The sequence below is a fragment of the Levilactobacillus suantsaii genome (genome assembly GCF_014069315.1).
Taxonomy (GTDB): domain Bacteria; phylum Bacillota; class Bacilli; order Lactobacillales; family Lactobacillaceae; genus Levilactobacillus; species Levilactobacillus suantsaii.
In genome coordinates, this window is record NZ_CP059603.1 from 1,538,294 (window position 1) to 1,561,979 (window position 23,686).

Annotated in this window: 21 protein-coding genes and 1 riboswitch; of the genes, 17 read left to right on the top strand and 4 right to left on the bottom strand. The window is 53.0% G+C overall.

The annotated features are described in order from the left end of the window. Window positions 1-71: 71 nt before the first annotated feature. The 4 genes from H3M12_RS07105 (at window position 72) to H3M12_RS07120 (ending at window position 2,951) form a co-directional block, all read left to right on the top strand. A complete protein-coding gene (locus H3M12_RS07105) occupies window positions 72-605 on the top strand; it encodes a MerR family transcriptional regulator (protein ID WP_170955019.1) in 534 nt (177 codons plus the stop codon). A gap of 65 nt (window positions 606-670) precedes the next feature. Further along, window positions 671-1,351, top strand: coding sequence for a type 1 glutamine amidotransferase domain-containing protein (locus H3M12_RS07110; RefSeq protein WP_129033353.1), 681 nt, complete (start codon window positions 671-673; stop codon window positions 1,349-1,351). 21 nt (window positions 1,352-1,372) lie between these two features. After that, window positions 1,373-2,491, top strand: coding sequence for an NADH-dependent flavin oxidoreductase (locus tag H3M12_RS07115; protein ID WP_129033354.1), 1,119 nt, complete (start codon window positions 1,373-1,375; stop codon window positions 2,489-2,491). 178 nt (window positions 2,492-2,669) lie between these two features. After that, window positions 2,670-2,951: a hypothetical protein gene (locus H3M12_RS07120; RefSeq protein ID WP_233449148.1), complete on the top strand. Its 282-nt coding sequence runs from the start codon at window positions 2,670-2,672 to the stop codon at window positions 2,949-2,951. An 87-nt stretch (window positions 2,952-3,038) separates the two neighbouring features. Here H3M12_RS07120 and H3M12_RS07125 read toward each other — a convergent pair whose 3' ends face one another. After that, window positions 3,039-4,085 (bottom strand): oxidoreductase, encoded by a 1,047-nt coding sequence (locus H3M12_RS07125; RefSeq protein WP_182150562.1) that lies wholly within the window; start codon window positions 4,083-4,085, stop codon window positions 3,039-3,041. 189 nt (window positions 4,086-4,274) lie between these two features. On the opposite strand from H3M12_RS07125, the gene H3M12_RS07130 reads away from it, so the two are divergent. Together H3M12_RS07130 and H3M12_RS07135 are read left to right on the top strand one after the other, a co-directional pair. Beyond that, window positions 4,275-4,643, top strand: a complete 369-nt coding sequence (locus tag H3M12_RS07130; protein WP_170954988.1) for a pyridoxamine 5'-phosphate oxidase family protein — start codon at window positions 4,275-4,277, stop codon at window positions 4,641-4,643. 775 nt (window positions 4,644-5,418) lie between these two features. Further along, window positions 5,419-6,834, top strand: a complete 1,416-nt coding sequence (locus H3M12_RS07135) for an MFS transporter (RefSeq protein ID WP_129032909.1) — start codon at window positions 5,419-5,421, stop codon at window positions 6,832-6,834. Here H3M12_RS07135 and H3M12_RS07140 read toward each other — a convergent pair. Then, window positions 6,807-7,670 (bottom strand): LysR family transcriptional regulator, encoded by an 864-nt coding sequence (locus H3M12_RS07140; protein ID WP_129032908.1) that lies wholly within the window; start codon window positions 7,668-7,670, stop codon window positions 6,807-6,809. The genes H3M12_RS07135 and H3M12_RS07140 overlap by 28 nt on opposite strands. A gap of 114 nt (window positions 7,671-7,784) precedes the next feature. Between H3M12_RS07140 and H3M12_RS07145 the strand changes: the two genes are divergently transcribed. The 3 genes from H3M12_RS07145 (at window position 7,785) to H3M12_RS07155 (ending at window position 10,525) form a co-directional block, all read left to right on the top strand. Beyond that, complete coding sequence (locus tag H3M12_RS07145; protein ID WP_182150563.1) at window positions 7,785-8,651, top strand: aldo/keto reductase; 867 nt, start codon at window positions 7,785-7,787, stop codon at window positions 8,649-8,651. Window positions 8,652-8,674: 23 nt separating this feature from the next. Further along, window positions 8,675-9,541 carry an aldo/keto reductase gene (locus tag H3M12_RS07150; protein WP_182150564.1) on the top strand — a complete coding sequence of 289 codons (867 nt, stop codon included), beginning with the start codon at window positions 8,675-8,677 and terminating at the stop codon, window positions 9,539-9,541. Window positions 9,542-9,724: 183 nt separating this feature from the next. Next, entirely contained in the window at window positions 9,725-10,525 is an 801-nt protein-coding gene (locus H3M12_RS07155) for a fumarylacetoacetate hydrolase family protein (RefSeq protein ID WP_129032905.1), read from the top strand. Window positions 10,526-10,583: 58 nt separating this feature from the next. Here H3M12_RS07155 and H3M12_RS07160 read toward each other — a convergent pair whose 3' ends face one another. Both H3M12_RS07160 and eno read right to left on the bottom strand, forming a co-directional pair. Then, window positions 10,584-12,872, bottom strand: coding sequence for an HAD-IC family P-type ATPase (locus H3M12_RS07160; protein WP_182150565.1), 2,289 nt, complete (start codon window positions 12,870-12,872; stop codon window positions 10,584-10,586). A gap of 49 nt (window positions 12,873-12,921) precedes the next feature. Then, the gene (eno, locus tag H3M12_RS07165; protein ID WP_129032903.1) at window positions 12,922-14,208 is read right to left on the bottom strand and encodes a phosphopyruvate hydratase; all 1,287 of its coding nucleotides are present in this window, start codon (window positions 14,206-14,208) and stop codon (window positions 12,922-12,924) included. 82 nt (window positions 14,209-14,290) lie between these two features. After that, window positions 14,291-14,354: riboswitch (Fluoride riboswitch) on the bottom strand. A 394-nt stretch (window positions 14,355-14,748) separates the two neighbouring features. Between eno and deoC the strand changes: the two genes are divergently transcribed. From deoC to H3M12_RS07205, 8 genes are all read left to right on the top strand, one after another. Further along, window positions 14,749-15,438 carry a deoxyribose-phosphate aldolase gene (gene deoC, locus H3M12_RS07170; RefSeq protein WP_129032902.1) on the top strand — a complete coding sequence of 230 codons (690 nt, stop codon included), beginning with the start codon at window positions 14,749-14,751 and terminating at the stop codon, window positions 15,436-15,438. 32 nt (window positions 15,439-15,470) lie between these two features. Beyond that, entirely contained in the window at window positions 15,471-16,658 is a 1,188-nt protein-coding gene (locus tag H3M12_RS07175) for a phosphopentomutase (protein WP_182150566.1), read from the top strand. A gap of 26 nt (window positions 16,659-16,684) precedes the next feature. Then, window positions 16,685-17,389 carry a purine-nucleoside phosphorylase gene (gene deoD, locus H3M12_RS07180; RefSeq protein WP_129032900.1) on the top strand — a complete coding sequence of 235 codons (705 nt, stop codon included), beginning with the start codon at window positions 16,685-16,687 and terminating at the stop codon, window positions 17,387-17,389. Between the two features lie 50 nt (window positions 17,390-17,439). After that, window positions 17,440-18,387: a sugar-binding transcriptional regulator gene (locus tag H3M12_RS07185; protein WP_129032899.1), complete on the top strand. Its 948-nt coding sequence runs from the start codon at window positions 17,440-17,442 to the stop codon at window positions 18,385-18,387. A gap of 109 nt (window positions 18,388-18,496) precedes the next feature. Beyond that, window positions 18,497-19,795 (top strand): pyrimidine-nucleoside phosphorylase, encoded by a 1,299-nt coding sequence (locus H3M12_RS07190; RefSeq protein ID WP_182150567.1) that lies wholly within the window; start codon window positions 18,497-18,499, stop codon window positions 19,793-19,795. 263 nt (window positions 19,796-20,058) lie between these two features. Continuing rightward, window positions 20,059-21,486: a gamma-glutamylcysteine synthetase gene (locus H3M12_RS07195; protein WP_182150568.1), complete on the top strand. Its 1,428-nt coding sequence runs from the start codon at window positions 20,059-20,061 to the stop codon at window positions 21,484-21,486. Window positions 21,487-21,501: 15 nt separating this feature from the next. Next, on the top strand, window positions 21,502-22,386 hold the full coding sequence (locus H3M12_RS07200) for a LysR family transcriptional regulator (protein ID WP_182150569.1): 885 nt from the start codon (window positions 21,502-21,504) through the stop codon (window positions 22,384-22,386). A gap of 422 nt (window positions 22,387-22,808) precedes the next feature. Then, on the top strand, window positions 22,809-23,483 hold the full coding sequence (locus H3M12_RS07205) for a hypothetical protein (protein WP_129032897.1): 675 nt from the start codon (window positions 22,809-22,811) through the stop codon (window positions 23,481-23,483). Window positions 23,484-23,686: the final 203 nt, after the last annotated feature.

Here is a 23,686-nt window from a genome sequence, read left to right on the forward strand (position 1 = left end):
ATAAAGACGTTCGGGTTATAGCGGGCGTTTTTATTTTTCCATTAAACGAGTTAACGAAAGGATGTGGCAAGATGAGTTATTCCATTGGTGAAGTGGCCACGATGTACCAGGTGACGGTGCCGGCATTACGCTTTTATGAACAAGAGGGACTATTACTGCCGATTGCCCGAGATGCCGCGGGACGGCGGCAATACAGTGCACACGACCTGAAAATTGTGGCCCAAATCGTCAACCTCAAACGAACCAAGATGCCATTAACGGACATCGCAACCTATTTGACCCTGTATCAGGAGGGGGATGCGACCTGGGAAGACCGGCGGGAGGTTTATGACAAACAAGCCGACCGGTTGGCCCAACAGGCCGCACAGTTGGCTGAGACTCAAGTCTACGTGGCTTTCAAACAGTGGTATGCTGACCAATTGGTCACACTGGGGTCAGTCCAAGAAGCCGACTTTCAGGCTCGTTCGGCTGCTGAGTTTGCCACCCATTTAAAAAACACCGGTCAAACTGACCAGTTGACCACCTTCAATCGCCTCCTAGCTAAGTATCCAGACGGATTGTGCGCAGTCAGTCTAAAAGAATTACTAGTCGCTCAAACAAATTGATTGACCTCATCTCGAGATGAGGTGATATCGTAAGTTTTAATCTCAATTAAAGGAGTTCCTGAAGCATGACGAAAAAAGTATTAGTCGTGGTGACTTCCACTAACCGGTTTAGTGACCTTGACCGGGCAACGGGACTATGGTTAAGCGAAAGTGTCCATTTTCACGCGGTGATGGCGGACCACGGTATCGATGTCGATTACGTTAGTTCCCAAGGCGGTTACGTGCCACTTGATCCGGGCAGCCTGGACGGCATGGACGACACAACGTGGGCGTACTATAACGATTCCGCATTTCGAAACCACTATCTGGCGCAATCATTAAAGCCGCAGGACGTCAATCCGCAAGACTATGCAGCTATCTATTTTGCCGGTGGTCACGGCGCTATGTGGGACTTCCCCAACAATCCTGACCTGATGAGCATTGCCGATGCTATTCACGCCAACGGGGGCGTGACAGCCGCTGTATGCCACGGAGTAGTTGGCTTACTGGGCTTACACGAGACCGATGGCCAGGAATTAATTGCGAGTAAGCAAGTCGCTGGCTTCTCCAACGAAGAGGAACAACAAAACCAGTTGACCGATGCTGTGCCGTTTTTGACACAAGACGCGTTGATTAAGGCCGGGGGAAAGTACTCCCAGTCGGCCGCTTACACGCCGCACGTGGTGACGGATGGCCGCTTAGTGACGGGCCAGAACCCACAATCCGCTCGTGGTGTGGGTGAAGCTGTCCTCCAACTTTTGGCTTAAGATGAAAGGAGTTTTTTGATTTTGGCAAAGTTTACAGATGAACTAAAGTTACCATCCGGTGTCACGTTAAAGAACCGTTTGATGATGTCGCCGATGACTACGCGGCAGAGTTTCTTCGATGGTGAAGTGACCACCGACGAAATCAAGTATTACGAACGGCGGGCCCACGGGGTTGGTGCCATCATCACGGGGGCCGCGAACGTGGAACCCTTAGGCAAGGGCTGGCCTGGTGAACTCAGCATCGCTGACGACACGATGGTGCCCCGGTTACATGACCTTGCAAGTGCCATTCAGGGTGCCGGTGCCAAGGCCATCGTACAAATTTTTCATGCTGGCCGGATGACGCATAAAGCCACGTTGGGCGGTGAACAAATCGTTTCGGCCAGTGCCGTGCCGGCCTTACGACCGGATGCGGAAACGCCCCGGGAAATGACCGAAGACGAAATTTTAGCCACCATCGACGCCTTTGGGGCGGCAACGCGGCGGGTCATCGAAGCCGGCTTCGATGGCATCGAACTCCACGGGGCCAACACTTACTTGTTACAACAGTTCTACTCCCCGCACTCCAACCGGCGGACCGACAAGTGGGGCGGTAGTCGAGAGAACCGCTACCGTTTCATCGGTGCGGTCTTAGACAGTGTCTTCGCGGCGGTCAAGCAATACGCCAAGAAGCCATTTATTGTTGGTTACCGGGTCTCACCCGAAGAATTCGAGACCCCAGGGATTCGGTTTGCTGATACCCTAGCCCTCTTGGAAAAATTGGTTCAAACGCCATTGGATTACATCCACATTTCCTTGAACAACTTCGACCGCGTCGCGCGGGCTGAGGATTATCAAGACAAATCCATCTTAGCGTACGTCAACGAGGCCGTTCATGGTCGGGTACCCGTCGTGGGTGTTGGTCAAGTTCGGCAACGCGCAGACGTGGAACAAGTCTTAGCCACTAGCGACCTGGTTGCCGTTGGCGAACAGCTCCTGTATGATCCGGACTGGGCCACCAACCTGTTAGCTGGTAAGGAATCGGCCGGTGACTTGACCACTGCTTCGTTTGAGACCCTATTCAACCGCGAGCAAGATCAATTTGCTTTGCCATTGCGGACTTTCTTGGGCGAACGTTACCAATCCACCCCTAATATTTAGCGTTTGAACGGTCTCACCATTGTGGCGGGGCCTTCTCGTTAAGATAAACTTAAATCGGGAGCTGATGAGTTCGGTAAGGCTGGTATTTTGGGCTAAATTGGCGTAAACTTTCTTCACTAAGGAGGTCTTTGGCAGGTGCCAGAGACCGGAAAGTGGGCCGGTATAACCGACCGTCGCGGTGGAAAGGAAGTTAACCATGCCACTAGTCCTATTAGAAATGACGACCAGTGCCAAGTTGGCGATTGCCATTGGACTGATTGTTTTTATCATCTTGCTCTTTAAATTGATTGTGGGGTTCATCAAGTTTTGTTTTCGCCACCCCTTCATCTTTATCCTGCTGTTGCTCTGTGGGGGCCTGGGGTTGGCGTTTAACGTCCTGCTCGGTGGGGTCATTATCTTGGCCGTGTTGGTCGGGGGCGTCGCGTTTTGGGTCTTGGACGGCTTCGATGGGTTGAACTAAACTTTGAATAACGTTAAACAGGACCACCTTGTTCGTTTCGAAGGTGGTCCTGTTTTTTTGACTACTATTTAATTGGGTAGTGGTGCGTCAATGTTCTGCCATCCCGCGATAGTATGAGTGGTTAAACGTATCGCGTTCGAGTTGATGATCGTGTAACGCAATGTCGGCAGTCGCGACCCAGTTCGGGTTCCGCAACAAGGCGCGCCCCTCCACGATTAAGTCGGCTTGCCGGTTCTGCAAGATGTACTCGGCTAAACCGGGATTGTCGAGCAAACCGACCGTGGCGACTGGAATGTCAACGGCTTGTTTCAACGCCGTAGCGAAGCGGGTCTGGTAGCCGTCGTGGACTGGGAAGTCCGGTTTCTTAGGGAACAGGCCCCCGGTCGAGGCGTCAATCAAATCGACGTCATCGCGTTGTAGCCACTGGGCGACTCGTTGCCACTCGGACAGGCTGGTCTGTTGTCCGGCCGGCATGTAGTCGGTCAACGACAATCGGACCCAGAGTGAGCCGTGGAATTCGCGGCGAATGGCGTCCACGACTTCGTGGAGTAAGCGGTAGCGGTCCTGTAACGAACCGCCATACGGGTCATGGCGTTGGTTGAGTGCCGGGGAAAGAAATTGGTCGATGAGGTAGCCGTGCGCACCGTGAATCTCGATAACGTCGACACCGGCCTTGGTCGCGCGTTTCGCCGCCGCTTGAAACTCATCGACAATGGTGTGAATCTCGTCGACGGTCAACGGGTGTGGCTGTTTATAGCTGTCGTCATAACGTTGGTCGCTGGGACCAACTGGTGTCTTAGCGTCGGCGGCTTTGCGGCCCGCGTGGTTCAATTGCACGCCGGCCTTAGCCCCCAACTGGTGTAGTTGGGTGATTAGGTCGTGTAAACGGTCGGCCTGTTGGTCGTTCCAGAGGCCCAGGTCGTTGTTAGTGATACGGCCTTCGGGGGTCACCGCCGTTGATTCGGTGATGATCAAGCCGACCTGACCCATCGCCCGAGTGAGATAGTGGGCAAAGTGGAATGGGGTTAACAGCCCATCTTCGGCTTGAACGGCATACTGGCACATGGGAGACATCACGACGCGATTCTTTAATGAGAGTTTAGCAATCTGAACGGGACTCAGTAATTTCGACATCTAATCTTCCTTTCCGAAAACACTCCTGAAACTAACGATTCATTGATTATTATACCGCGCTGGCCTTCAAATAACGACTCAACGCCCCCTCGACAAACGCCTAAGCCCGCGGTAAACTAGTTATGCCTCAAATTTAAGCCCCATCAAATTTAATTGGAGGCAACTAATTTTAAGGAAGCTGGTCATCAAATGGAACAAGAATTCTTAGACGTGATCAAGGACCAAACGCCCGCGACCATCATCACAATTAATGCGCATCCCGCAAGTGTCGTCAACACCTGGAGCCACTACATCAACGTGGTGGACGACCATACGCTATTGATTCCCTCCGCCGGCATGCATTCCATCGAAAATGATTTGACTGCCGATAATCATCTGACCGTGACCATCGGGAGTTACAAAGTTGAGGGGAGCCAGGGGATGGGCCGTGGGTATCACATCCACGGGACCGGAAAGTTTGCAACGTCCGGCGCTAACTTTGACCGTATGAAGCAACAGTTCGACTGGATTCGCGCGGTCCTCGTGGTCACCATTGACGATATCCAGCAAAAAATCTAATTTTGAAGTGTGACGCTGCGACTGGACTGGGCACCTAAAAAAGGCACTCGGTGCAGTCGTTTTTTGCGTCACCGGGAGAAACGACCACTAAGGTTTTAAGTTACATTTAAGGTTGATTGGTCAAAAAGATGGGTTGGCACCTGGACAAATTCAAAAACTATAAAATGGCGACATACCGGTAATTATAAGAAAAAAGCGGTAACGTCTAAACCTGATGTTAACGGGTGAATTATTTTCTTATATAAACCTTAAAACCCTTAAGCTTAAGCGAAAACCCCAAAAATTACGACATGATTTGTTATACTGAAATTGTTCTAGCGGAACTAACTATTATTTAGCGGCTCCAGCGATATGAGCCTAAGCAATCGCAATTTAATAAAGTCAATTGACTTACTTTAAAGTTAGCGGCAACGATTTTCGGTGTCGTGGCTATGGTGGTACTGACTAGTACGGTAGCAGGTGCTTAGTTTGCCAGCATAGCGGGTTCCTTATCAGAACCAACTGTAACGGTAGTAGCAGACTGTTACAGATAGTGCCGACGATTAAGTCGGCTAACAACTACACGATTAAGGCTTAAGCACCCTTAATCTTAAAAAAGATGCGTTCCTCCAAACACATCGTGAAAAGGGTTCAGCTGGTTAGATTGCGACCAGTTGAGGCCTTTTTATTTTTGTCTTAGTTATCCGGAATTAGCCCGAGACTTCCCTTAGCGCATTTTTGAAATGGGGGGTAAAATGGGTGAGTACTTAATTTCGTGTAAAGAAGGACAACCTATATGGATGATACTAAGATTCAGCCCCGAACCTGGGGTGCGATTTGCTCGGTAGCGCTGTTAAGTCTCCTGGGAATCATGACCGAGACCTCGATGAACGTGACTTATCCGGAGCTTTCCCGGCTATTCCACCAGTCGTTGGACATGACGCAGTGGATCACCACGGCTTACTTGTTGATGGTGACCATTATGATGGGGACGACGGCTTACTTATTAAAGAAACACCAACCGCAAATGTTGCACGCGTTGGCCGTGGTCTTCTTTATGGTCGGTGACGTGGTGTGTGCGCTGGCCCCAAGCTTTGGCTTGTTGTTGGTCGGTCGGTTAGTTCAAGCTGCCGCAACGGGGATTGCAACGCCGCTACTGTTTCACTTGATTTTTACCCAGATTCCCCGGCAAAAATTAGGGATGATGACCGGGATCGCCGGGATGATCATTTCCTTGGCGCCGGCATTGGGCCCAACTTACGGGGGCCTGGTCTCGTCGACCATGAGTTGGCGGATGATTTTCTGGTTCCTATTACCGTTTGGCTTGGTCAGTCTGATTGGAGGCCAGCTCTGGGTCCGCGGCAAGGTGACGCCCAACGTCAGTCCCTTTAGTTGGGGCAGCTTTATTCTGTTAGCGCTAGCCATGACGACCTGGATCTACGCTTTTTCCGTCATCGGCAAACATGGATTTCACGCCGAGTTCTGGGGCTTATTAGTGGCCGCACTAATTTTATTTGGCGGCTTTGTATGGCAGAACAATCGTGGGACGTCGCGACTGGTCAATTTGAGTGTCTTTCGCATCCCCGCGGTACGCTTAGATGCCATCACCTACTTTGGCTTACAATTCTTGAACATCGGGATTTCCGTCGTGATTCCTGTTTACGCCCAATATGTCTTGGGGAACGGGGCACTAGTCGCCGGCTTGATTCTGTTACCGGGAACCTTGGTTGGTGCGGTGATCTCGCCGTTAGCTGGTCACTTAGCGGATCGACGGGGATTCGCCTTACCGGTTTTGACCGGAAGTGCCCTAATGATTATCGGAGCGGTCAGTTTTATCAGTTTTCAGCCTTGGCTGACCGCCATCCTGTTGATGGTGTTCTTCATCATTTTACGGGCCGGGTTCAACCTGTGCTTCTCCAACACGATTTCCAACGCAACGACTAATGTGCCGCTACAATCTGCCACGGATATCAGTTCCTTGTTCAACATGACCCAGCAACTGGCCGGCGCGACCGGGGTCGTCTTCCTGACGGCGCTGATGGCTATTTTCCAAAATCAAGGTCAGGGGAGCCTCATGACCCGGACTTATCGTGGTGGTCGGGTCGACTTCTGGTTGACCGGGGCATTAGCCCTGTGTATCGCCATAATCAATTGCATAAACTACTGGCAACAACACCGAAAAGCTCAACGCACTGCTTCCGGCCAAGCTTGACGAATCATGGTTAAGACCGGCATAACCCGTTGGCGTTGGGACCGCAAATAGCTGGCATAGATGGGCATTTGAGCGGCGGTATCGCTGATGGGGATGCGCACGCGGTTGTCGTTAGCTGCCTGGTCAGCCGGAATGGCGGTCGATAGGTTGGTACTGAAATACGGAAAGTCGGAGTACTGGGTGATTTCGGTAAAGGCGGTATGTTCCGCCTGATAAAGGAAGTTAGCTCCCGGAATCTGGTCTTGGATGATGTCCCGCCACTGGCCAATGTCTTGGAGTACCAAGAAACTTAAGCCCCTTAACTCTTGGAAACGAATCGTGGCCTGGTTGGCGTGATACATGAACTGGTCCAGGTTGACCGCAAGACTTTCGGTCCCTAGGTATTGGGACTCGATTTGCTTGGTCGTAAGGCCGTGACTAGACAATACCAGGCTGGCGGCGTGACTTAACAACGTCTGGTCGGGCACCAAGTTGGGGTCGAACTCCGTCTGGTGAGCGGTGGTGTTGAGGACGCGGTCAATGAGTAGGAGCGGTCCTGGCAGGGTGCTCTTGATGATGAATGTTTGTTGTTCCTGGTCGTAGGTGTGAATCTGTGCGACGGCTTGGTCGTTAGCCGTGACCAGTTGTTGGGCCAGAGTCGCCGCGAGTTGGCCCGTTGGCGTCAATGCCAGCCGGTTGGGGTGACGGTCAAACAGGGTCACCCCCAGCAAGTCTTCCAATTTTTGCATGCCCCGGGTGACCGTGGGTTGGGTGACGTTCAAGGCCGTCGCAGTCTGGGCCAGGGTGCCAGTCCGTGCGAAGGTGGCGAGTTCCATCCATAAATAAAGGTCAATCAAAGATGTTCAGCTCCTTAGAATACGTTACTCGTATACTAGTATAGCAAACAGGTAATTTTCAATTAAACCGATTGTGATTATACTAAAGTCATCCAGTCAAGAAAGGACGATTAGATGACGATTCCAACGACGACCCTGAGTAACGGGGTCCAAATGCCACAATTGGGGTTTGGTGTGTTTCAAATCCCCGATTTAGCTGAATGTGAAGCGGCGGTCACGGCCGCGATTAAGGCCGGGTACCGGTTGATCGATACCGCCACGGCGTACCAAAACGAGGCCGCGGTGGGCCGGGCCATTCAAAAGAGTGGCGTGCCCCGCGAAGAGTTCTTCGTGACGTCGAAGCTCTGGGTGTCCGATTTCACTTACGACCGGGCCAAAAAGGGCATCGATGCCTCATTAGAAAAGTTGGAGCTCGATTACCTCGACTTATACCTGCTGCACCAGCCTTATGGTGACGTGATGGGCGCTTGGCGGGCCATGGAAGAGGCCTACCACGCCGGTAAGATTCGGGCCATTGGGGTCTCGAACTTTTATGCTGATCAGTTGAAAAACTTGGAATTGACCATGAGTGTGGCTCCGGTGCTGAACCAAATCGAGGTCAACCCGTGGTACCAGCAACCCGAAGAAGTTGCCTTCAACCAACGCGAGGGTCTCCGGGTTGAAGCGTGGGCACCGTTTGCGGAGGGCAAACACGACATCTTTACCGATGCGACCATCCAAAAAATCGCCCAGGATCACGGTAAGACCACGGGGCAAGTCATCTTACGCTGGTTGCTCCAGCGTGGCATCACGGTGATTCCCAAGTCCGTGCACCCCGACCGTATGGCGGAGAACCTGGCCGTCTTTGACTTCGAGTTGAGTGACACAGAAATGACGACCTTGGCGGGATTGGACCGCCAGGAGAGTCAGTTCTTTGACCACCGTGATCCGGTGACCATCGAACAGATTTTTGGGTCCAGTTTACAGCAGTTACACGACTAATTTTTCAAAGGAGTGTTTTTGAAATGACAACGACACCAACGATTCAATTAAACGACGGCAACGCCATTCCAGCCATCGGCTTTGGAACCTTCCAAAGCCCGGATGACGGCACGACGTATCAAGCTGTTAAGGACGCTTTAGCGGCAGGCTACCGCCACATCGACACGGCGGTCGCTTACTTCAACGAAGACGAAGTGGGCCGGGCCATCCGCGACAGCGGCATTCCGCGTGATGAAATCTGGGTCACCAGTAAACTCTGGCTCCAAGACTTCGGTTACGAGGCCGCCACTAAGGCCATCGACCGCTCATTGAGCGAATTAGGTCTTGACTACATCGACCTCTACCTGATTCACCAACCTTACGGAGATGTTCCGGGGGCTTGGCGTGCCATGGAAGCTGCGAAAAAGGCGGGTAAGCTGAATTCCATTGGGGTGTCCAACATGACACCGAAGATTTGGAACCAGTTCGTCCCGGACTTTGAAACGTTGCCATCCGTCAACCAAGTGGAATTCAACCCGTACTTCCAGCAGACCGAATTACGGAAGCTTTTGGCACCTAAGGACGTCAAGCTTGAAGCCTGGGCGCCGCTAGGTCAGGGAAACCAAGACCTCTTACAAGAACCCGTGATTACCAAGCTGGCGGCTAAGTACAATAAGGACGTGGGCCAAATCATCCTGCGGTTTGAACACCAAGAAGGCATCATCGTCTTCCCGAAGTCGGTCCACGAAGCCCGTATCAAGAGCAACCTCGACATCTTCGACTTTAGCTTGACCGATGATGAAGTAGCGCAATTACGGCAACTCGACAAGGGCCAGGGGCAACACGATCCTGACACGCCGGGAACGAAAGACATGTTGCTCAACGCCTTTGACGTTCACGCTAACGATTAATTTACCGTAGGCCCCACAACAGAGTGACTATGGGGCACGGAGACACTACCGCTAACTCATAGGCCGCCGCTAGCAAGCCTTTCTTCAATTGAAGAAGGGGCGTTGCTAGCGGCTTTTGTAATTGGTCAAATTTAACGTTTCCTCGGCACCCAGAAAGCGGTACCATAAACTTGAGGTGATAAGATGAAAATTGGGGTACGCCGTGGATTACCATTTTTGGTGACCGACGATCAGCACGGCCAAGCGGTGTTGAACGCCGCTACGGTCTTAGAGACGGTCCAGACGCCCGTCAATCAACTGCAGTTAGGGGACGTAACTCGCTTTGACCAGGCCGACTTAGGTCTACCAGTCCATGCGCCCGGGCAGATTTTTGCGGTGGGGATGAACTACCAAGACCACTCGGCGGAGATCCATATCGATTTACCCAAGACACCCAGCATTTTTACCAAGTTCAGTAGTTCGCTGGCGCCCTCAGTAGTCACGGTGGCCGCCCACGGCCCCCGGACCGACTGGGAGACGGAACTGGTCGTGGTGATTGGTGACGGCGGCCGAGACATTCCGGTGGCGTCGGCCCTGGACCACGTGGCTGGCGTGATGGTCGGGGAAGATCTATCCGACCGGGAAGTGCAATTTGAGAACGACAACCCTCAATTTTCCATGGGCAAGTCGTTTCAAAACTACGCGCCGGTGGGGCCGTGGCTGACGACGCTCGACGAGGTGGCCAATCTGGACCAAGAGGTCATCACGACCATCGTGAACGGGGCGACGAAACAGTCGGCACCGTTGGGGCAGATGATTTTCAAGGTGCCGGATTTGATTCACTACCTGTCGACGATTGTGGCCCTCGAACCTGGCGATTTGATTTTTACCGGGACGCCGAGTGGAACCGGCGTCGGTCACCAGCCACCACTCTTTTTGAAGCCCGGTGACCAGTTGACCGGAAGCATCACGCACTTGGGTACACTGAAAATGACCATTCAATAAGTTAAAAAATCACCACCATAGCGATTCATTCGAACCGTTACGGTGGCGATTTTTTAACTCATAATGCATCGTGTCGTTGTAGGTGCACGTACCCGATATCGAGCAACAAACTAACCAGTAAGGTGCCAACAAGCGTGCTAACCAGCAGCGTCACCGTGATGGCGGTGACGCCCCATCCCGTAAGCGCCAGGCCAATGGTCAAGGCTAAGTTGGTCCCGATAGCCACCATAACGGGCCGGCTAGGCTGACTCTGCCACCAGTGATGTGGTGTTCGGGTCATCAGAATCGTCAGCATGGCGCTGGTGATCAAGTAAACGTAAAGCACCGTGCTGAGCTGTCCAGTCGGGATACCACTTGCGCTTAGAATAGCCATCAGGAGTAGCCCGATGATCGTCCAACTCCCGGCCAGGACCCCGGCTAACCGGCTAAGCCGCCGCAAATTCCAGTGTTCCGGTTGAACCGTGGTGATGGTGTGGTCGGTCCCTAAGACCAAGGTGACCACGTCGTTTAGAATGGCGACCAAGATCATAGCGTTCAGTGCCAACGGAATGTGGCGCAACCACAGGTAACCCAGGGTCAACAATAGCGTCAGCTCAGCTGTTCGGGACAGTTTGGTGATCGTCCAGGTCATCATCCGTTGGTAAACGCGGTGGCCGCTGTCAAGAATGGTGGTCAAGGCGGTCAGCCCCGGCGTCAATAAGACGACTTTCGCGGCACGCTTGGCCAGATCGGTGGCGTTGGCCACGGCGATGCCGACCTCGGCTTGTTTCAAAGCTGGGGCATCGTTGACCCCGTCACCGGTCATACCGACCACGTGGCCTAGTTGTTGGAACCGTTCCACGACGGCGAGTTTATTTTCGGGGACCACGTCGGCGATGCCGGCGAGCTGGTGCGGGTCAGCCACTTGGTCGAGGTGGTCAAAACTCACGACTTGGCCGGTCAAACCGACTTGTTGGGCCACTGCTTGGGCGGTGCGCACATTGTCGCCGGTCAGCATCATGACCTGTACGCCGCGGTGTTGGATGGTCTGGATTGCCGTAGCGCTGTCCGGCCGCGGTTGGTCTTGCAACACGAAGATACCTGCTAACGCATCGTTGACCGTCAGCGCAACGGTGCGGCCGGCTGCAAAATCAACGGTGATTGGGATGTCGTCTGACAACAGCGCACTTAACTTGGTGTACCCCCCTAGGTGCAAGTTAAACGTGGTGTCAGCGGTGACCACGGTCGCTGAAGAATACCCCGTGGCAGCGGTAAATGGAATGAAGCGCTGTGGAACCAACGCGGTCAACTGCCGAGCCGCCGCATAAGCGCGTAGGGCCTGGTCGATAACACTCGGATGACGTGGGTCCGTGGCACTAGCTGCCAGTTGGATCAGCGTGGCGTCACTGAGCGCTGATAGGTTTGTGAACTGGACGACTTGGGGTTGGTTGGCCGTGATGGTCCCGGTCTTATCGACCAACAGTAAGTCTAAATTAGCGGCTTCCTGAATCCCCGTTAGATCACTGACCAACACGTGTTTTTGGCTGAGTACTTTGGCTTCAACGGAGTTAGCGACCGCAAAACTCGAGGGCATGGCAATCGGAATCGTCGCAATGAAGAGCATCGCCAGAAACGGCAACATGGTAATCAGGTTTTCTCCCCGCAAGAGGGCGACGCCAATCAAGATGACCGCAAGTACCGTATCGAGTAGCGCCAGGTAACCAATGATCTTACCCAGTAAGCGCTGGAGATGTCCCGGGGATGACGATTGGTTGACCAGGCTGATGGTCTTGCCCGCACGGCTGTTGACCCCGGTTTGGGTGACGGTAGCCAGGGCGTGGCCATTTAGAACTTCGGTGCCGGCAAAAATCGTGCTCCCTGGATCACGGGTGAGGGCGTTGGCTTCCCCGCTGATCGAGCTTTCGTTGAGCTCTAAGGGGTGGGTCAGAACCTCCGCATCGGCCGGGACCAAGTCGCCTCGGTTGAGACTAATCAGGTCGCCGACGACCAGGTCTTTAGCGGGACGCTGTTGCCAGGTCCCGTCACGTTTCACGGTCACCGTGGGCGTGAGTTGGTGGGCCAAGGACTGAAGCACGGTGGTGGCCCGTTTGGCTTGAATCGCCCCGTCGATGGCGGCGAACAACAACATCAGTAAAATGAAACCGGCCTGAACAGTCTTGCCCAGGATGATTTCTAAGACCAGGGCGCCTTCCAAGATCCACGCCGAGGGTTCCCAGAGGCGCGCAAGCACGGCTTTCGGAAAACTAAACGGGGTCTCGGGAACGTCGTTGGGCCCGTCAGTGGTGACCCGTTTGGCTACTTGAGCGGCGGCCAGACCGGTCGCGTTAAAAGTGGTCAGGTGTTCCATGACCAGTCACTTCCTTCACGAATAAGACTCCCCACAGTCTAGTGTGAAGTTAATCGGCGTCGACCTCGTTGGGGAACTTCGCTAACCGAGTCCCGTCTTGGCCCAACTCTTCTTCGATCCGTAAGAGTTGGTTGTACTTAGCGACCCGTTCGGAACGAGCTGGCGCCCCGGACTTCAGTTGTCCGGCATTGGTCGCGACCGTGAAGTCGGCTAAGAAGGTATCTTCGGTCTCACCGGAGCGGTGAGACATCATGGTGTTGTAGCCGTTCTTCCGAGCTAAGCGCATGGCTTCTAGCGTTTCGGTGACCGTCCCAATTTGGTTCAGTTTGACTAAGATGGCGTTGGCCATGCCGTCCTTGATGGCCTGACGAATCAACTTCGGGTTGGTGCAGATGTTGTCATCGGTGATGATTTGGACCCGGTCACCATACTTTTGGGTGAACTTCTCGAAGTTTTCCCAGTCATTTTCATCGTACGGGTCTTCCACGGAAATGATTTCGGGGAACTCGTCGAGGAGCTTACCGTAGTAGTCGCTGAGTTCGTCCGGCGTGTAGGTCGTGCCCTCGAGGTCGTAGTTCTTGGTCTGGTCGTTATAGAAGTACGATGCGGCGGCATCAAAGGCGATGGCGATTTCCTTGCCGGGTTCGTAGCCGGCCTTGACGATGGCTTCCCGTAACATCTTTAAGGCTTCTTCCGACGAATTAAGGTCCGGCGCAAAGCCCCCTTCGTCACCTAATCCGGTAGTAAAGCCGGCGTCTTCGATGACCTTCTTTAAGGTGTGGTAGGTGTTGGCGATCTTTTCGAACCCGTCCCGGAAGCTAGTCCGTTCCACGGCGGTGATCAGAAATTCCTGCATGCCGATGCCGTTATCGGCGTGTTCGCCACCGTTGATGACGTTGTGGAAGGTCTGGGGCAGTTCGAGGTCTTCACCGCCTAAATACCGGTACAAAGGTTGGTGGGTTTCCAGCGCCGCCGCGCAAGCCGTGGCCATGGAGACACCCAAGATGGCGTTAGCCCCTAAACGCGCTTTATTTGGCGTCCCATCGAGGTCGATCATGATTTGGTCCACGTGGGCCTGGTTGAAGGGGTCTGCGCCGCGTAACGCCGCGTTGATTTCGGTGGTCACGTTCTTGACGGCCGTGGCGACACCTTTGCCTTGCAGACGCTCGCCGCCATCCCGTAATTCGACGGCTTCCTTCTCCCCAGTGGAAGCGCCGGATGGGACCGCCGCGCGACCCCGAATCCCGTCGGACAGGATGACGTCGACCTCAACGGTAGGGTTTCCCCGTGAATCGAAAATTTCCCGTGCTTTAACTTGTTCAATCACAACAGACATAAAAATTTACTCCCTTTCGCGCTTTCAAAAAAAGACATCTACCGGTTTTTCCCGGGCATCGCAAGTTATGCAGGGGGAAATAAAGCCAGTAGACGTCATCAATTGATTGCTCAATTATTTTGGCGAACGTCATCGCCATTAGATTTTACGCTCTTAGTGTACCCCACGGCATTGACCCGCGCAATCGATGATAAGCCGGCAGACCGAGTTGGTAAGGCGAGCGGGAATACTAATGGGGCACAACTAATGACGGGACCATGGGTTTGACGGCAACGGTGCGGCTTGAGCCAGTCCCTCCCAAAATAATTGAACATAGCCTAATGATGGTTAATAGTCGCGATTAACGTTGGCTCCTCCGCCAGAGTAGTTGGTTAGGATACGGAGCAAGCTAGTGAGGTGGGCGCGCAGGGACGGTGTTGGGATTTATTGTGAATTAATTATCTATCTGGATTGCTTTTGAACATAATTTCAATAAATTCCTTTACAAATGTGCAGAGATTCGGTATATTAAGGGTGACAAATGAAAGGGGTTTCATAATCATGACATTAACGACTGCAGAATTGGCGAAATACCTGGACCACACCAATTTAAAAGCGGATGCGACCGAAGCTTCAATCCGCCAAACCTGCGAAGAAGCCAAACAATTCAACGTGGCTTCTGTCTGCGTGAATTCTTACTGGATTCCGTTCGTGGCTGAACAATTGAAGGACAGTTCCGTCAATCCTATCGCCGTTGTGGGCTTTCCACTAGGGGCCATGGCCACGGCTAGCGAGAGTTTCGAAGCGGCGACGGCCATTGATGACGGGACCGAAGAAATCGACATGGTCATCAACGTCGGTGAATTAAAATCGGGTAACAATGAGGCTGTAAAAGAAGATATTCAAAGCGTGGCGGCGACCGTCCACGCCAAGGACAAAATTTTGAAGGTGATTTTGGAGACCAGCTTGCTGACCAACGATGAAATCGTCACGGGTTGCCAGTTGAGTGAACAGGCCGGGGCCGACTTCGTGAAGACGTCCACCGGGTTCTCTACGGCGGGGGCCAAGGTCGCCGACGTGAAACTGATGCGGCAGACCGTGGGCGACCGCTTAGGCGTCAAGGCGTCCGGCGGGATTCACAGTAAAGAGGAAGCGCTCGCCATGATCGACGCCGGGGCCAGCCGCTTGGGGGTCAGTGCCACGGTGGCAATCTTAACGGGTCAGCCCGCCGCGAAAAAGGCCGGTTATTAGGATGACATGACAGTTGTAGGAGGCAGAACAGTATGACATTCAAACGTATCTTTGGCATTGTAATGGATTCCGTCGGGACTGGAGCCGCTCCCGATTCCAAGCAGTTTGGTGACGCCGGGGCCGACACCATCGGCCACGTCGGCGAACATTTTGCCGGGAAACTAGCGTTGCCGAACCTGGCTAAACTAGGTATCTCGAATTTACGGGACACTCCGATTGTCGGCGTACCGGTAGCTCAGAACCCGCATGCTTATTATGGCAAGATGCAAGAGATTTCGGCAGGTAAGGATTCGATGGATGGCCACTGGGAAATGATGGGCTTACCGGTCCGCAAAGCGTTGAATACCTTCCCCAACGGTTTTCCGGCTGACATCATCCAGAAAATGGAAGCGTTCTCAGGACGGAAAGTCATTGGGAATCGCCCGGAATCTGGGACTAAGATCATCGCTGAATTAGGGGAACACCAGATGCAGACCGGCGACCTCATCGTGTACACGTCGGGGGATTCGGTCTTACAAATTGCCGCCCACGAAGACGTGATTCCCTTGGACGAGCTTTACAAGATCTGTGAGTACGCCCGGTCGCTGGTCAACGGTCCCGAGTATCTGGTCGGCCGCATCATCGCCCGGCCATACGTGGGTCCGGACGGCCAGCACTTCACCCGGACTGCGAACCGGCGAGACTTCACGTTGGAACCCACCGGCCCGACCGATTTGGACCGACTGCAACAAGCAGGCGTCCACGTGGTGGGAATCGGCAAGATCAACGACATTTTCTCCGGTCATGGCATCGACGAAGGCTACCATAACGAAAGCAACATGGACGGGATGGACCACGTTGATCACGTGATGCAAGAAGACTTTACTGGTTTTTGCTTCACCAACTTGGTGGACTTCGACGCGATGTACGGCCACCGGCGCAATCCTGATGGTTTTGGTCAGGCGTTGATGGCGTTTGACCAACGTTTGGGCACCGTGTTAGCGAATATGCACGACGATGATCTGTTGATGATCACCGCCGACCACGGCAACGACCCGACCTACACGGGCAGTGACCACACGCGGGAATTCGTGCCGTTAGTGGTTTATTCCCCGAGTTTCAAGCAGGGCGGTTCACTCGGGATTCGAACCCCATTTGCGGATTTTGGGGCAACAGTCCTGGACAATTTTGGTGTCAAGGGTAACAATGAAGGTCAGAGTTTCTTAGCGGATTTACAGTAGTTATGACTCACTAAGGAGGAAACATCATGAGCAACCATTTGGAAGCCAAATCAGGCGATATTGCGGACACGGTCTTGATGCCGGGGGACCCGTTACGGGCCAAGTATATCGCGGAGACCTACTTTGAAAATCCCGTGTGTTACAACAAGGTGCGCAATGCATTCGGGTATACCGGGACCTATAAGGGTCACCGCATCTCCGTTCAGGGGACTGGGATGGGAATCCCATCGATTTCCATTTACGCCCACGAACTGATCACGGAGTACGGGGCCAAGAAGCTGTTTCGGGTCGGCACATCTGGCGGGATGAGTCCCGATGTTCACGTGCGCGACGTGATTTTAGCCCAGGCGGCGACGACCGATTCGTCTATCATCCACAATGTCTTTGGTGGGGGCATCTACTATGCACCCATCAGCGACTTTGGTTTGCTGGACAACGCCTACCATGCGGCGCAAGATCTGCACATCCCAGTAAAGGTCGGCAATGTTTTAGCTGAAGACCGGTTCTACAACGATGAAATGGACCGGCAAAAGTTGGTCGATTACGGTGTGCTGGCTACCGAAATGGAATCAGCGGCTTTGTTCCTGATTGCGGCCAAGTACCACGTCAAGGCGATGTCCGTGTTGACCATCAGCAATCATTTGGTCACTGGTGAATCGACGACGCCTGAGGAACGGGAAAAGTCCTTTGATGACATGATTAAGGTGGCGCTCGAAGCCGCCATTCGATAACTGTGGGGGTCATCTAAGTGAGGTGACCACCCAAACGAGGGGGCAATGACATGGCAGAGACTACAGATGAACGGATTGCCCAAGGGTTGACCGTTGCCAAGCTCTATTATCAGGCCAATCAAAGTCAAAGTCAGATTGCCCAACGACTAGGGATTTCCCGGCCTACCGTTTCGCGGCTGTTACAATTTGCCCGTAAACAGGGGTTGGTTCGCATTCAGATTGTGGATCCCGTCCAAGACGTCCAGACGTTAGAACAGGAGTTGCACCAGGCGTACCAGGTGGAAGTCCACGTGGTGCCGACGCAGCTCACGGCCGCTAGCGAAATCCTGAATACCGTCGGGCAGTACGCGGCCCGCTACCTCGAAAGCATCGTCTCGGAACACGATGTTATTGGGATCGGTTGGGGGAAAACGATTTATGCGATTGGCCAGAATTTGCAACCCGACACCCTGACGGGGGTGGAGGTGATTCAGCTCAAAGGGAGTGTCAGTTATTCGACGGAGTATACCTATGCGTACGAAAGCATCGATGCCTTTGCCAATGCCTTTCACGCGATGCCCCAGTACTTACCGCTACCGGTGATCTTTGACCACCAAAAAACCAAGGAACTGGTGGAAGCCGAGCGGCACATCCAGTACCTCCTAGAGCTGGGCGAAAAGGCCAATATCGCGATCTATTCGGCAGGGACCGTTCGCAGTACCGCGCTGGTGTTTCAATTAGGTTACCTTCAAGATAAGGAGAAACACTACTTGCAACAGCACGCGGTCGGCGACATCTTCTCGCGCTACATCGACGAAAATGGTGAAATCGTCGATCCCGAATTGAATCGGCGGACGATTGGCATTGAGTTGGCCAGTTTGCGGCGCAAGGACCACTCGATTTTGGTGGCCGCGGGCGACGCTAAGGTGGCTGCGGTGCAAGCGGCATTACGGGGCAAGTATCCCAACTGCCTCATCATCGATCAACACGCAGCAGCGGAATTACTTAAAGTGACTTAAAGCTGGGGGCGGTTAGCTGGCAACATCAGCCGACCGCCTTCTAGTGGCTAAATGACCGATTAGCAACGTCCAACAGGGCGTGACCAGTAGAAATGGAGTGAACTTCAGCATGAGAATGGTAGACATTATTGATAAGAAACGAAATGGTGGCGAACTGACCGCTGATGAGATTCAGGACTTCGTTAGTGGCGTGGTCTCCGGTGAGATTCCGGATTACCAGACCAGTGCGTTTTTGATGGCGACCTACTTTCAGGACATGACCGATGCGGAGCGTTCCGAACTGACCATGGCCATGATGAAATCGGGGGACCATCTGGACCTCTCCTCAATCGACGGCATCAAGGCCGACAAGCACTCGACCGGTGGGGTTGGCGATAAGACCAGTATCCCGTTGGCACCCATCGTGGCCGCATTAGGCATCCCGGTACCGATGATTTCAGGTCGGGGTCTGGGCCATACGGGGGGCACGTTGGATAAATTGGAGGCCATCCCAGGTTACACCGTGGAAATCAGCGAACAAGATTTTATCAACCAAGTCCAAGACGTGAAGTGTGCCATCGTGGGGGCCACGGGCAATATCGCCCCGGCTGATAAGAAAATCTACGCCTTACGCGACGTCACGGACACGGTCGATTCGATTCCGTTGATTGCGAGCTCCATCATGAGTAAAAAAATCGCGTCGGGGACCGATGCATTGGTCATCGACGTCAAGACCGGCTCCGGGGCCTTCATGAAGACCCTGGATGATTCACGGGAGTTGGCCCACGCCTTAGTGGAGATTGGTAAGGGCGTCGGCATGGACTGCATGGCTATCATTTCTGACATGAATCAGCCGTTAGGAAACGCCATCGGTAACGCTCTGGAAATCAAAGAATCCATCGACATCTTAAAGGGTAAAGGTCCAGCCGACATCACCGATTTAGTCTTGACGTTAGGGGCGCACATGGTCGTTATGGCCAAAAAGGCCCCTGATTTGAAGACGGCCCGAGCCATGTGTGCGGGGACCATCCAAGACGGGTCAGCGTTGCAGAAGTTTGGTGACATGGTCGCCGCACAAGGGGGCGACCGCAACGTCATCGACCACCCCGAAATCATGCCGCAGGCTAAATACCAGATCGAGTTGCCTGCTAAGACCAGCGGGGTCGTGAGCAAGGTGGCGGCCGATGAGATGGGGATTGCCTCCATGCTTCTCGGCGGAGGCCGGCAAAAGGCCGACGACCAGTTGGATTACGCCGTAGGTATCATGATGCACAAGAAGATTGGGGATTCGGTGCAAGCTGGGGAGTCGCTTCTGACCATCTACAGTGATCGAGAAGATGTGGCCGAGATTAAAGACCTGCTCTACGCGAACATTGAGATTAGTGACACCGCCGAACCCCTTACACTGATCCACGAAACGATTCGGTAGCTCATACGACTGGAAAGTTTGAAACGACTGGGGGAACCCGGTCGTTTTTGGTTGGGCAGGCTAGAAAGTTGATTTTAGCCCGCTGGTTATGACGATGAACGTTTAGTTAAGTCACCGAGATTAGCTCGGGAGAAGCTTTGGGGGATACCGCCGGGTCAATTGCCGGTTTTTGTGAAAAAATTAAGCCAGATTAGTGACAGGACCGCCGCTTTTGGCTAAACTTTAAGTAAACGGGTTATTTGTAGTCAGGGGATGTTACCGCCATGTTGGAAAATTTATTAGCGGTTATTCGAGAAGAAAATTTATCAGAACAACTTTATCATAGTTTAGTCGGCATCAAGCTGACGGAGCAACGCGTCGACCGACGCGGCCGGTTAAGCCAGCGTCCCCAGCCGCAGGCGTGGTCCAATCGACCAGACCATCCATATTTACGCCGCGGCCGACGACCCAACCAAATCATGGTGGTGACGGAACCCAATCCGAATATCGGGGGGGCGCTTGACCGGTTGGATACTTTACAGACCGTAGCGTACCATTCGTTAGAGGCCGATGACCGAATCTGGCCAATGAGTTTGCCACCGATTACCGATGCCGCTGAACTGGCAAGCGCCGGGGCGGGACACCAAGCCGACTGGTTAACGGGAGTCAAGTTGAGCTATAGTATGCCGGACCCCGTGATTCACCGCCTCTACAGTCACTACACGGCCGATTTCGATTCCGTCGTGGCCTTTAAAAACGAACTCTATTTTCGGATTGCCCAAAATTTCGTGCGCTACCAGTGGCTTCTGACCTACCTCTTTGGCGCGGCCCCGTTAGCTGAACGGGGGTTTTTAGACACCTTACCCGAGATTCCCCAACGCCCCGTCCGTAGCTTGCGGCACTGTGGCGCTTTTCCGACCGGAACACCGGTAACGTACACCTCATTAGGGGCGCATCTAGGAGCCTTGCAACGCTTGGCGGCTACGGGAGATTCGCCAGCCGCGGGTCCCGTGACCTTGAAGGGGCAAGTGACCCCGCAAGACTTTTTGACTGGGGGCATCGGGTACCTGGAATTCGGCGGTTTTGACAACACGCCGTTCACGGCCAACGGTGTCAGCCGCCACGCCCTGTATTTCTTAAAAACGTTTATGATTTACCTACTGGTGACGCCATTGCCGACGACGAATCTAGCTGCCGTGCTGGCCGCGGGTCGGCAGAAAAATACGGCCGTGGCCCTCGAACGTCCAGACCAGCAAACGCAGTACCAGGCCGAAGGGGAGCGTATCTTTAGCGCCATGACCGAGATGGCCCACCACTTGCACGCCCATACGGAACAGTGGAGTGCCATTGATGACCTCGCCGAGATTCTGACCCATCCCGAACTGACGCCCGCCGCTAAAATCATGGCACACGTCAGTCACCAAAGCTTGATGGCGTATGGGTTACGGGTCGCCAATGCTTGGCGCTACCAACGGTTGAATGGCACGGCGTTGTTGCCGGTTTACCGGGATTTGAACCTGCGGAGTCAGCGGTTCATCTTGACGGCAATGCAGGCGGGGATTCAGTTCTACCAGGTCAAAGACGAACTGGGGTCGGACTTGTTGATGTTCACCCACGGTGGGGTGACGCAGGTCTTGCAGGAACGGGATACCCAGACGACGGATCCCAAAGGGCAATTGAATCAATTGTTCCCGGAACTCGCTGAATCTTAAAGGAGGATTGTTGCTGTGGAACTCCGCGTTTTACGTTACTTTTGGACGATTGCGGAAGAGGAAAACATCTCACGGGCTGCGGCAATCTTGCACGTGACGCAACCTACGCTGAGTCGCCAATTACGCGCCCTCGAAACCGAACTGGGAACGCCGCTCTTCGACCGTCAAAGTAAGGGCCTGGTGTTGACCTCGGCGGGCTTGTTTTTAAAAAGCCGGGCCGCCGAGATCCTCCAACTCACGCAACAGACCACCCAGGAGTTCGTTAACCGGCGTCAACAATTATTTAGCGGGCACATTACGGTAGGGTGCGTTGAGGCTGATAACTCTGACACCTTAGCCATGTTGTTGGAGGACTTCGTCAGTGATTATCCCCAGGTGACCTTTGATATCTTTAGTGGGGCCAGTGACATCATTACCGATCGGTTGGATAAGGGCTTATTGGATATGGCGATTCTCTTGGAACCGGTCAACACCGACAAGTACCACACGCTGACGTTGCCGCGGACCGAGACCTGGGGGCTATTGATGGCGGCCGACGCCTTCTTGGCCCGGCAAGATCACGTGACCCCAGCGGACTTGGCGGGGATGCCCCTGATGATTTCGAATCGCCCGGAAGTCCAGCGACTGTTGACCAACTGGTCGGGGTTGACCCGCCAGCAGCTCAACATCATCGGTACTTTTAATTTGAGTTTTAATGCCTTACCGTTGGTGGCCCACCAGGTGGCTGCGGCCCTAATGATTGCCGGGGCCATCACTAACCGCCAACCGGCCGAGACCAAGTTTTTGCCCTTAAAACCGGCCATCCAGACCAATTGTGTGTTGGTCTGGCGGCGCGACCGGGTCCTGACTCCAGTCGTTACCGAATTCATTCGTTATTTCAAAGACGCTTTTGCCCATTAGGGGCGGGCGTCTTTTTTCGTGTGTGTCGAATTTTCCATTAAAGTGTAAGATACCATTGAATGACCGGCCCCAAGCATAAATGTTTAACAGCTGCGTAAAACAAAATAGTACCTACGACGATCTGTAGGCACTATTTATCCGGGTTTAAATGCAAACGATGCGCTTTTTGCGGAGCTGATAGCGAGTACAAGTTAGACCTGTATCTGGACAAGGACGTCGTGAGTAGCAATCAACATCTTCTGGAACAAAAATAATTCAGCATATAACAACTGAACCATGTTCAATCTGAACAGTTTGATGTAAAATTATCCTGGACCAGCCGGGGGATGGCACCACGGAATCTAGGCCGTTTTACGTTTTTTGAGTTAGTGTTAGCAATCAAATCTTATTATCAACAATCAAACCAAAGGAAGCCATCAATTATGAATAGAGTAGCTAAGAGTTTAATGTTAACGGCGGCAATGTTAGGTGTTGGGGTGACGTTAGGGATCACAAAGGCCAGCGCTTCAGAATGGGTATATAATGGCCATGATTATGGAACTTACGCTAAGATGGTTGCAGCAACTAATGCCGATGCTAAGAAAAAGCAAGGGGCTAAGAACTGGGCGGCAAATATTAAAGACCAAGAAACTGGGCTGTCTAAAAAGGCTAAAAAAGAGCTTGAAGCTAGTTATTCGACTGATCCGAGCAAAATTAAGAATTATTATGATGGAACGACATCAAAAAAGACAACTAAGAGTAAAAAGGCAGCAAAGAAGTATGCCTACAAGGTAACAAATTTAAAAGCAACCAAGACTAAGTCCGGTAAGTACATTAAAGTAACGGGTAAGATTAAAGTTTCAACTAAGAGTCTTGCAAACAAGCACCATGCCAAGTGGGCACGCATTCACCTTTATAAAGGCGCCGACAAATATGCCCGTTTGACTAAGAAGATGACTTTCAGCAAGGCCATCAAGCGGTACAACGCCAAGCATGTTTACGTTAAGGCGGCGTACAAAACAAAGAACCAAAAGAAGTCAACCAACAAGCAGGCAGTCTACACTAACCATATGCTTTCTAAGAATTACGCTAAAGCAATCGGAGCTTACAAGAAGTAGTCAGCAACACCCAATCCGTCTTTATCGAGCGAGCCAAACAAGCAGGGTTCGCTTTTTTTGTTGGATCTAATAGTAATTTAACGGTAACAACGCCTTGTGGGTCACACTCGCAGTATGGCGGCAGTTGTCAGTGGTGATTATTCAGGAGCGGTCTTCCGAACAAAACGCTACATTTAAAGACTGACAGCTTTTTGGAATGTAGA

What these genes read in the sequence shown, in the direction of transcription:
- H3M12_RS07105 (WP_170955019.1), top strand. Translation starts at nt 72, where the DNA reads ATGAGTTATTCCATTGGTGAAGTGGCCACGATGTACCAGGTGACGGTG.
- H3M12_RS07110 (WP_129033353.1), top strand. Translation starts at nt 671, where the DNA reads ATGACGAAAAAAGTATTAGTCGTGGTGACTTCCACTAACCGGTTTAGT.
- H3M12_RS07125 (WP_182150562.1), bottom strand. Translation starts at nt 4,085, where the DNA reads ATGTCGAAATTACTGAGTCCCGTTCAGATTGCTAAACTCTCATTAAAG.
- H3M12_RS07130 (WP_170954988.1), top strand. Translation starts at nt 4,275, where the DNA reads ATGGAACAAGAATTCTTAGACGTGATCAAGGACCAAACGCCCGCGACC.
- H3M12_RS07135 (WP_129032909.1), top strand. Translation starts at nt 5,419, where the DNA reads ATGGATGATACTAAGATTCAGCCCCGAACCTGGGGTGCGATTTGCTCG.
- H3M12_RS07145 (WP_182150563.1), top strand. Translation starts at nt 7,785, where the DNA reads ATGACGATTCCAACGACGACCCTGAGTAACGGGGTCCAAATGCCACAA.
- H3M12_RS07150 (WP_182150564.1), top strand. Translation starts at nt 8,675, where the DNA reads ATGACAACGACACCAACGATTCAATTAAACGACGGCAACGCCATTCCA.
- H3M12_RS07155 (WP_129032905.1), top strand. Translation starts at nt 9,725, where the DNA reads ATGAAAATTGGGGTACGCCGTGGATTACCATTTTTGGTGACCGACGAT.
- H3M12_RS07160 (WP_182150565.1), bottom strand. Translation starts at nt 12,872, where the DNA reads ATGGAACACCTGACCACTTTTAACGCGACCGGTCTGGCCGCCGCTCAA.
- eno (WP_129032903.1), bottom strand. Translation starts at nt 14,208, where the DNA reads ATGTCTGTTGTGATTGAACAAGTTAAAGCACGGGAAATTTTCGATTCA.
- deoC (WP_129032902.1), top strand. Translation starts at nt 14,749, where the DNA reads ATGACATTAACGACTGCAGAATTGGCGAAATACCTGGACCACACCAAT.
- H3M12_RS07175 (WP_182150566.1), top strand. Translation starts at nt 15,471, where the DNA reads ATGACATTCAAACGTATCTTTGGCATTGTAATGGATTCCGTCGGGACT.
- deoD (WP_129032900.1), top strand. Translation starts at nt 16,685, where the DNA reads ATGAGCAACCATTTGGAAGCCAAATCAGGCGATATTGCGGACACGGTC.
- H3M12_RS07185 (WP_129032899.1), top strand. Translation starts at nt 17,440, where the DNA reads ATGGCAGAGACTACAGATGAACGGATTGCCCAAGGGTTGACCGTTGCC.
- H3M12_RS07190 (WP_182150567.1), top strand. Translation starts at nt 18,497, where the DNA reads ATGAGAATGGTAGACATTATTGATAAGAAACGAAATGGTGGCGAACTG.
- H3M12_RS07195 (WP_182150568.1), top strand. Translation starts at nt 20,059, where the DNA reads ATGTTGGAAAATTTATTAGCGGTTATTCGAGAAGAAAATTTATCAGAA.
- H3M12_RS07205 (WP_129032897.1), top strand. Translation starts at nt 22,809, where the DNA reads ATGAATAGAGTAGCTAAGAGTTTAATGTTAACGGCGGCAATGTTAGGT.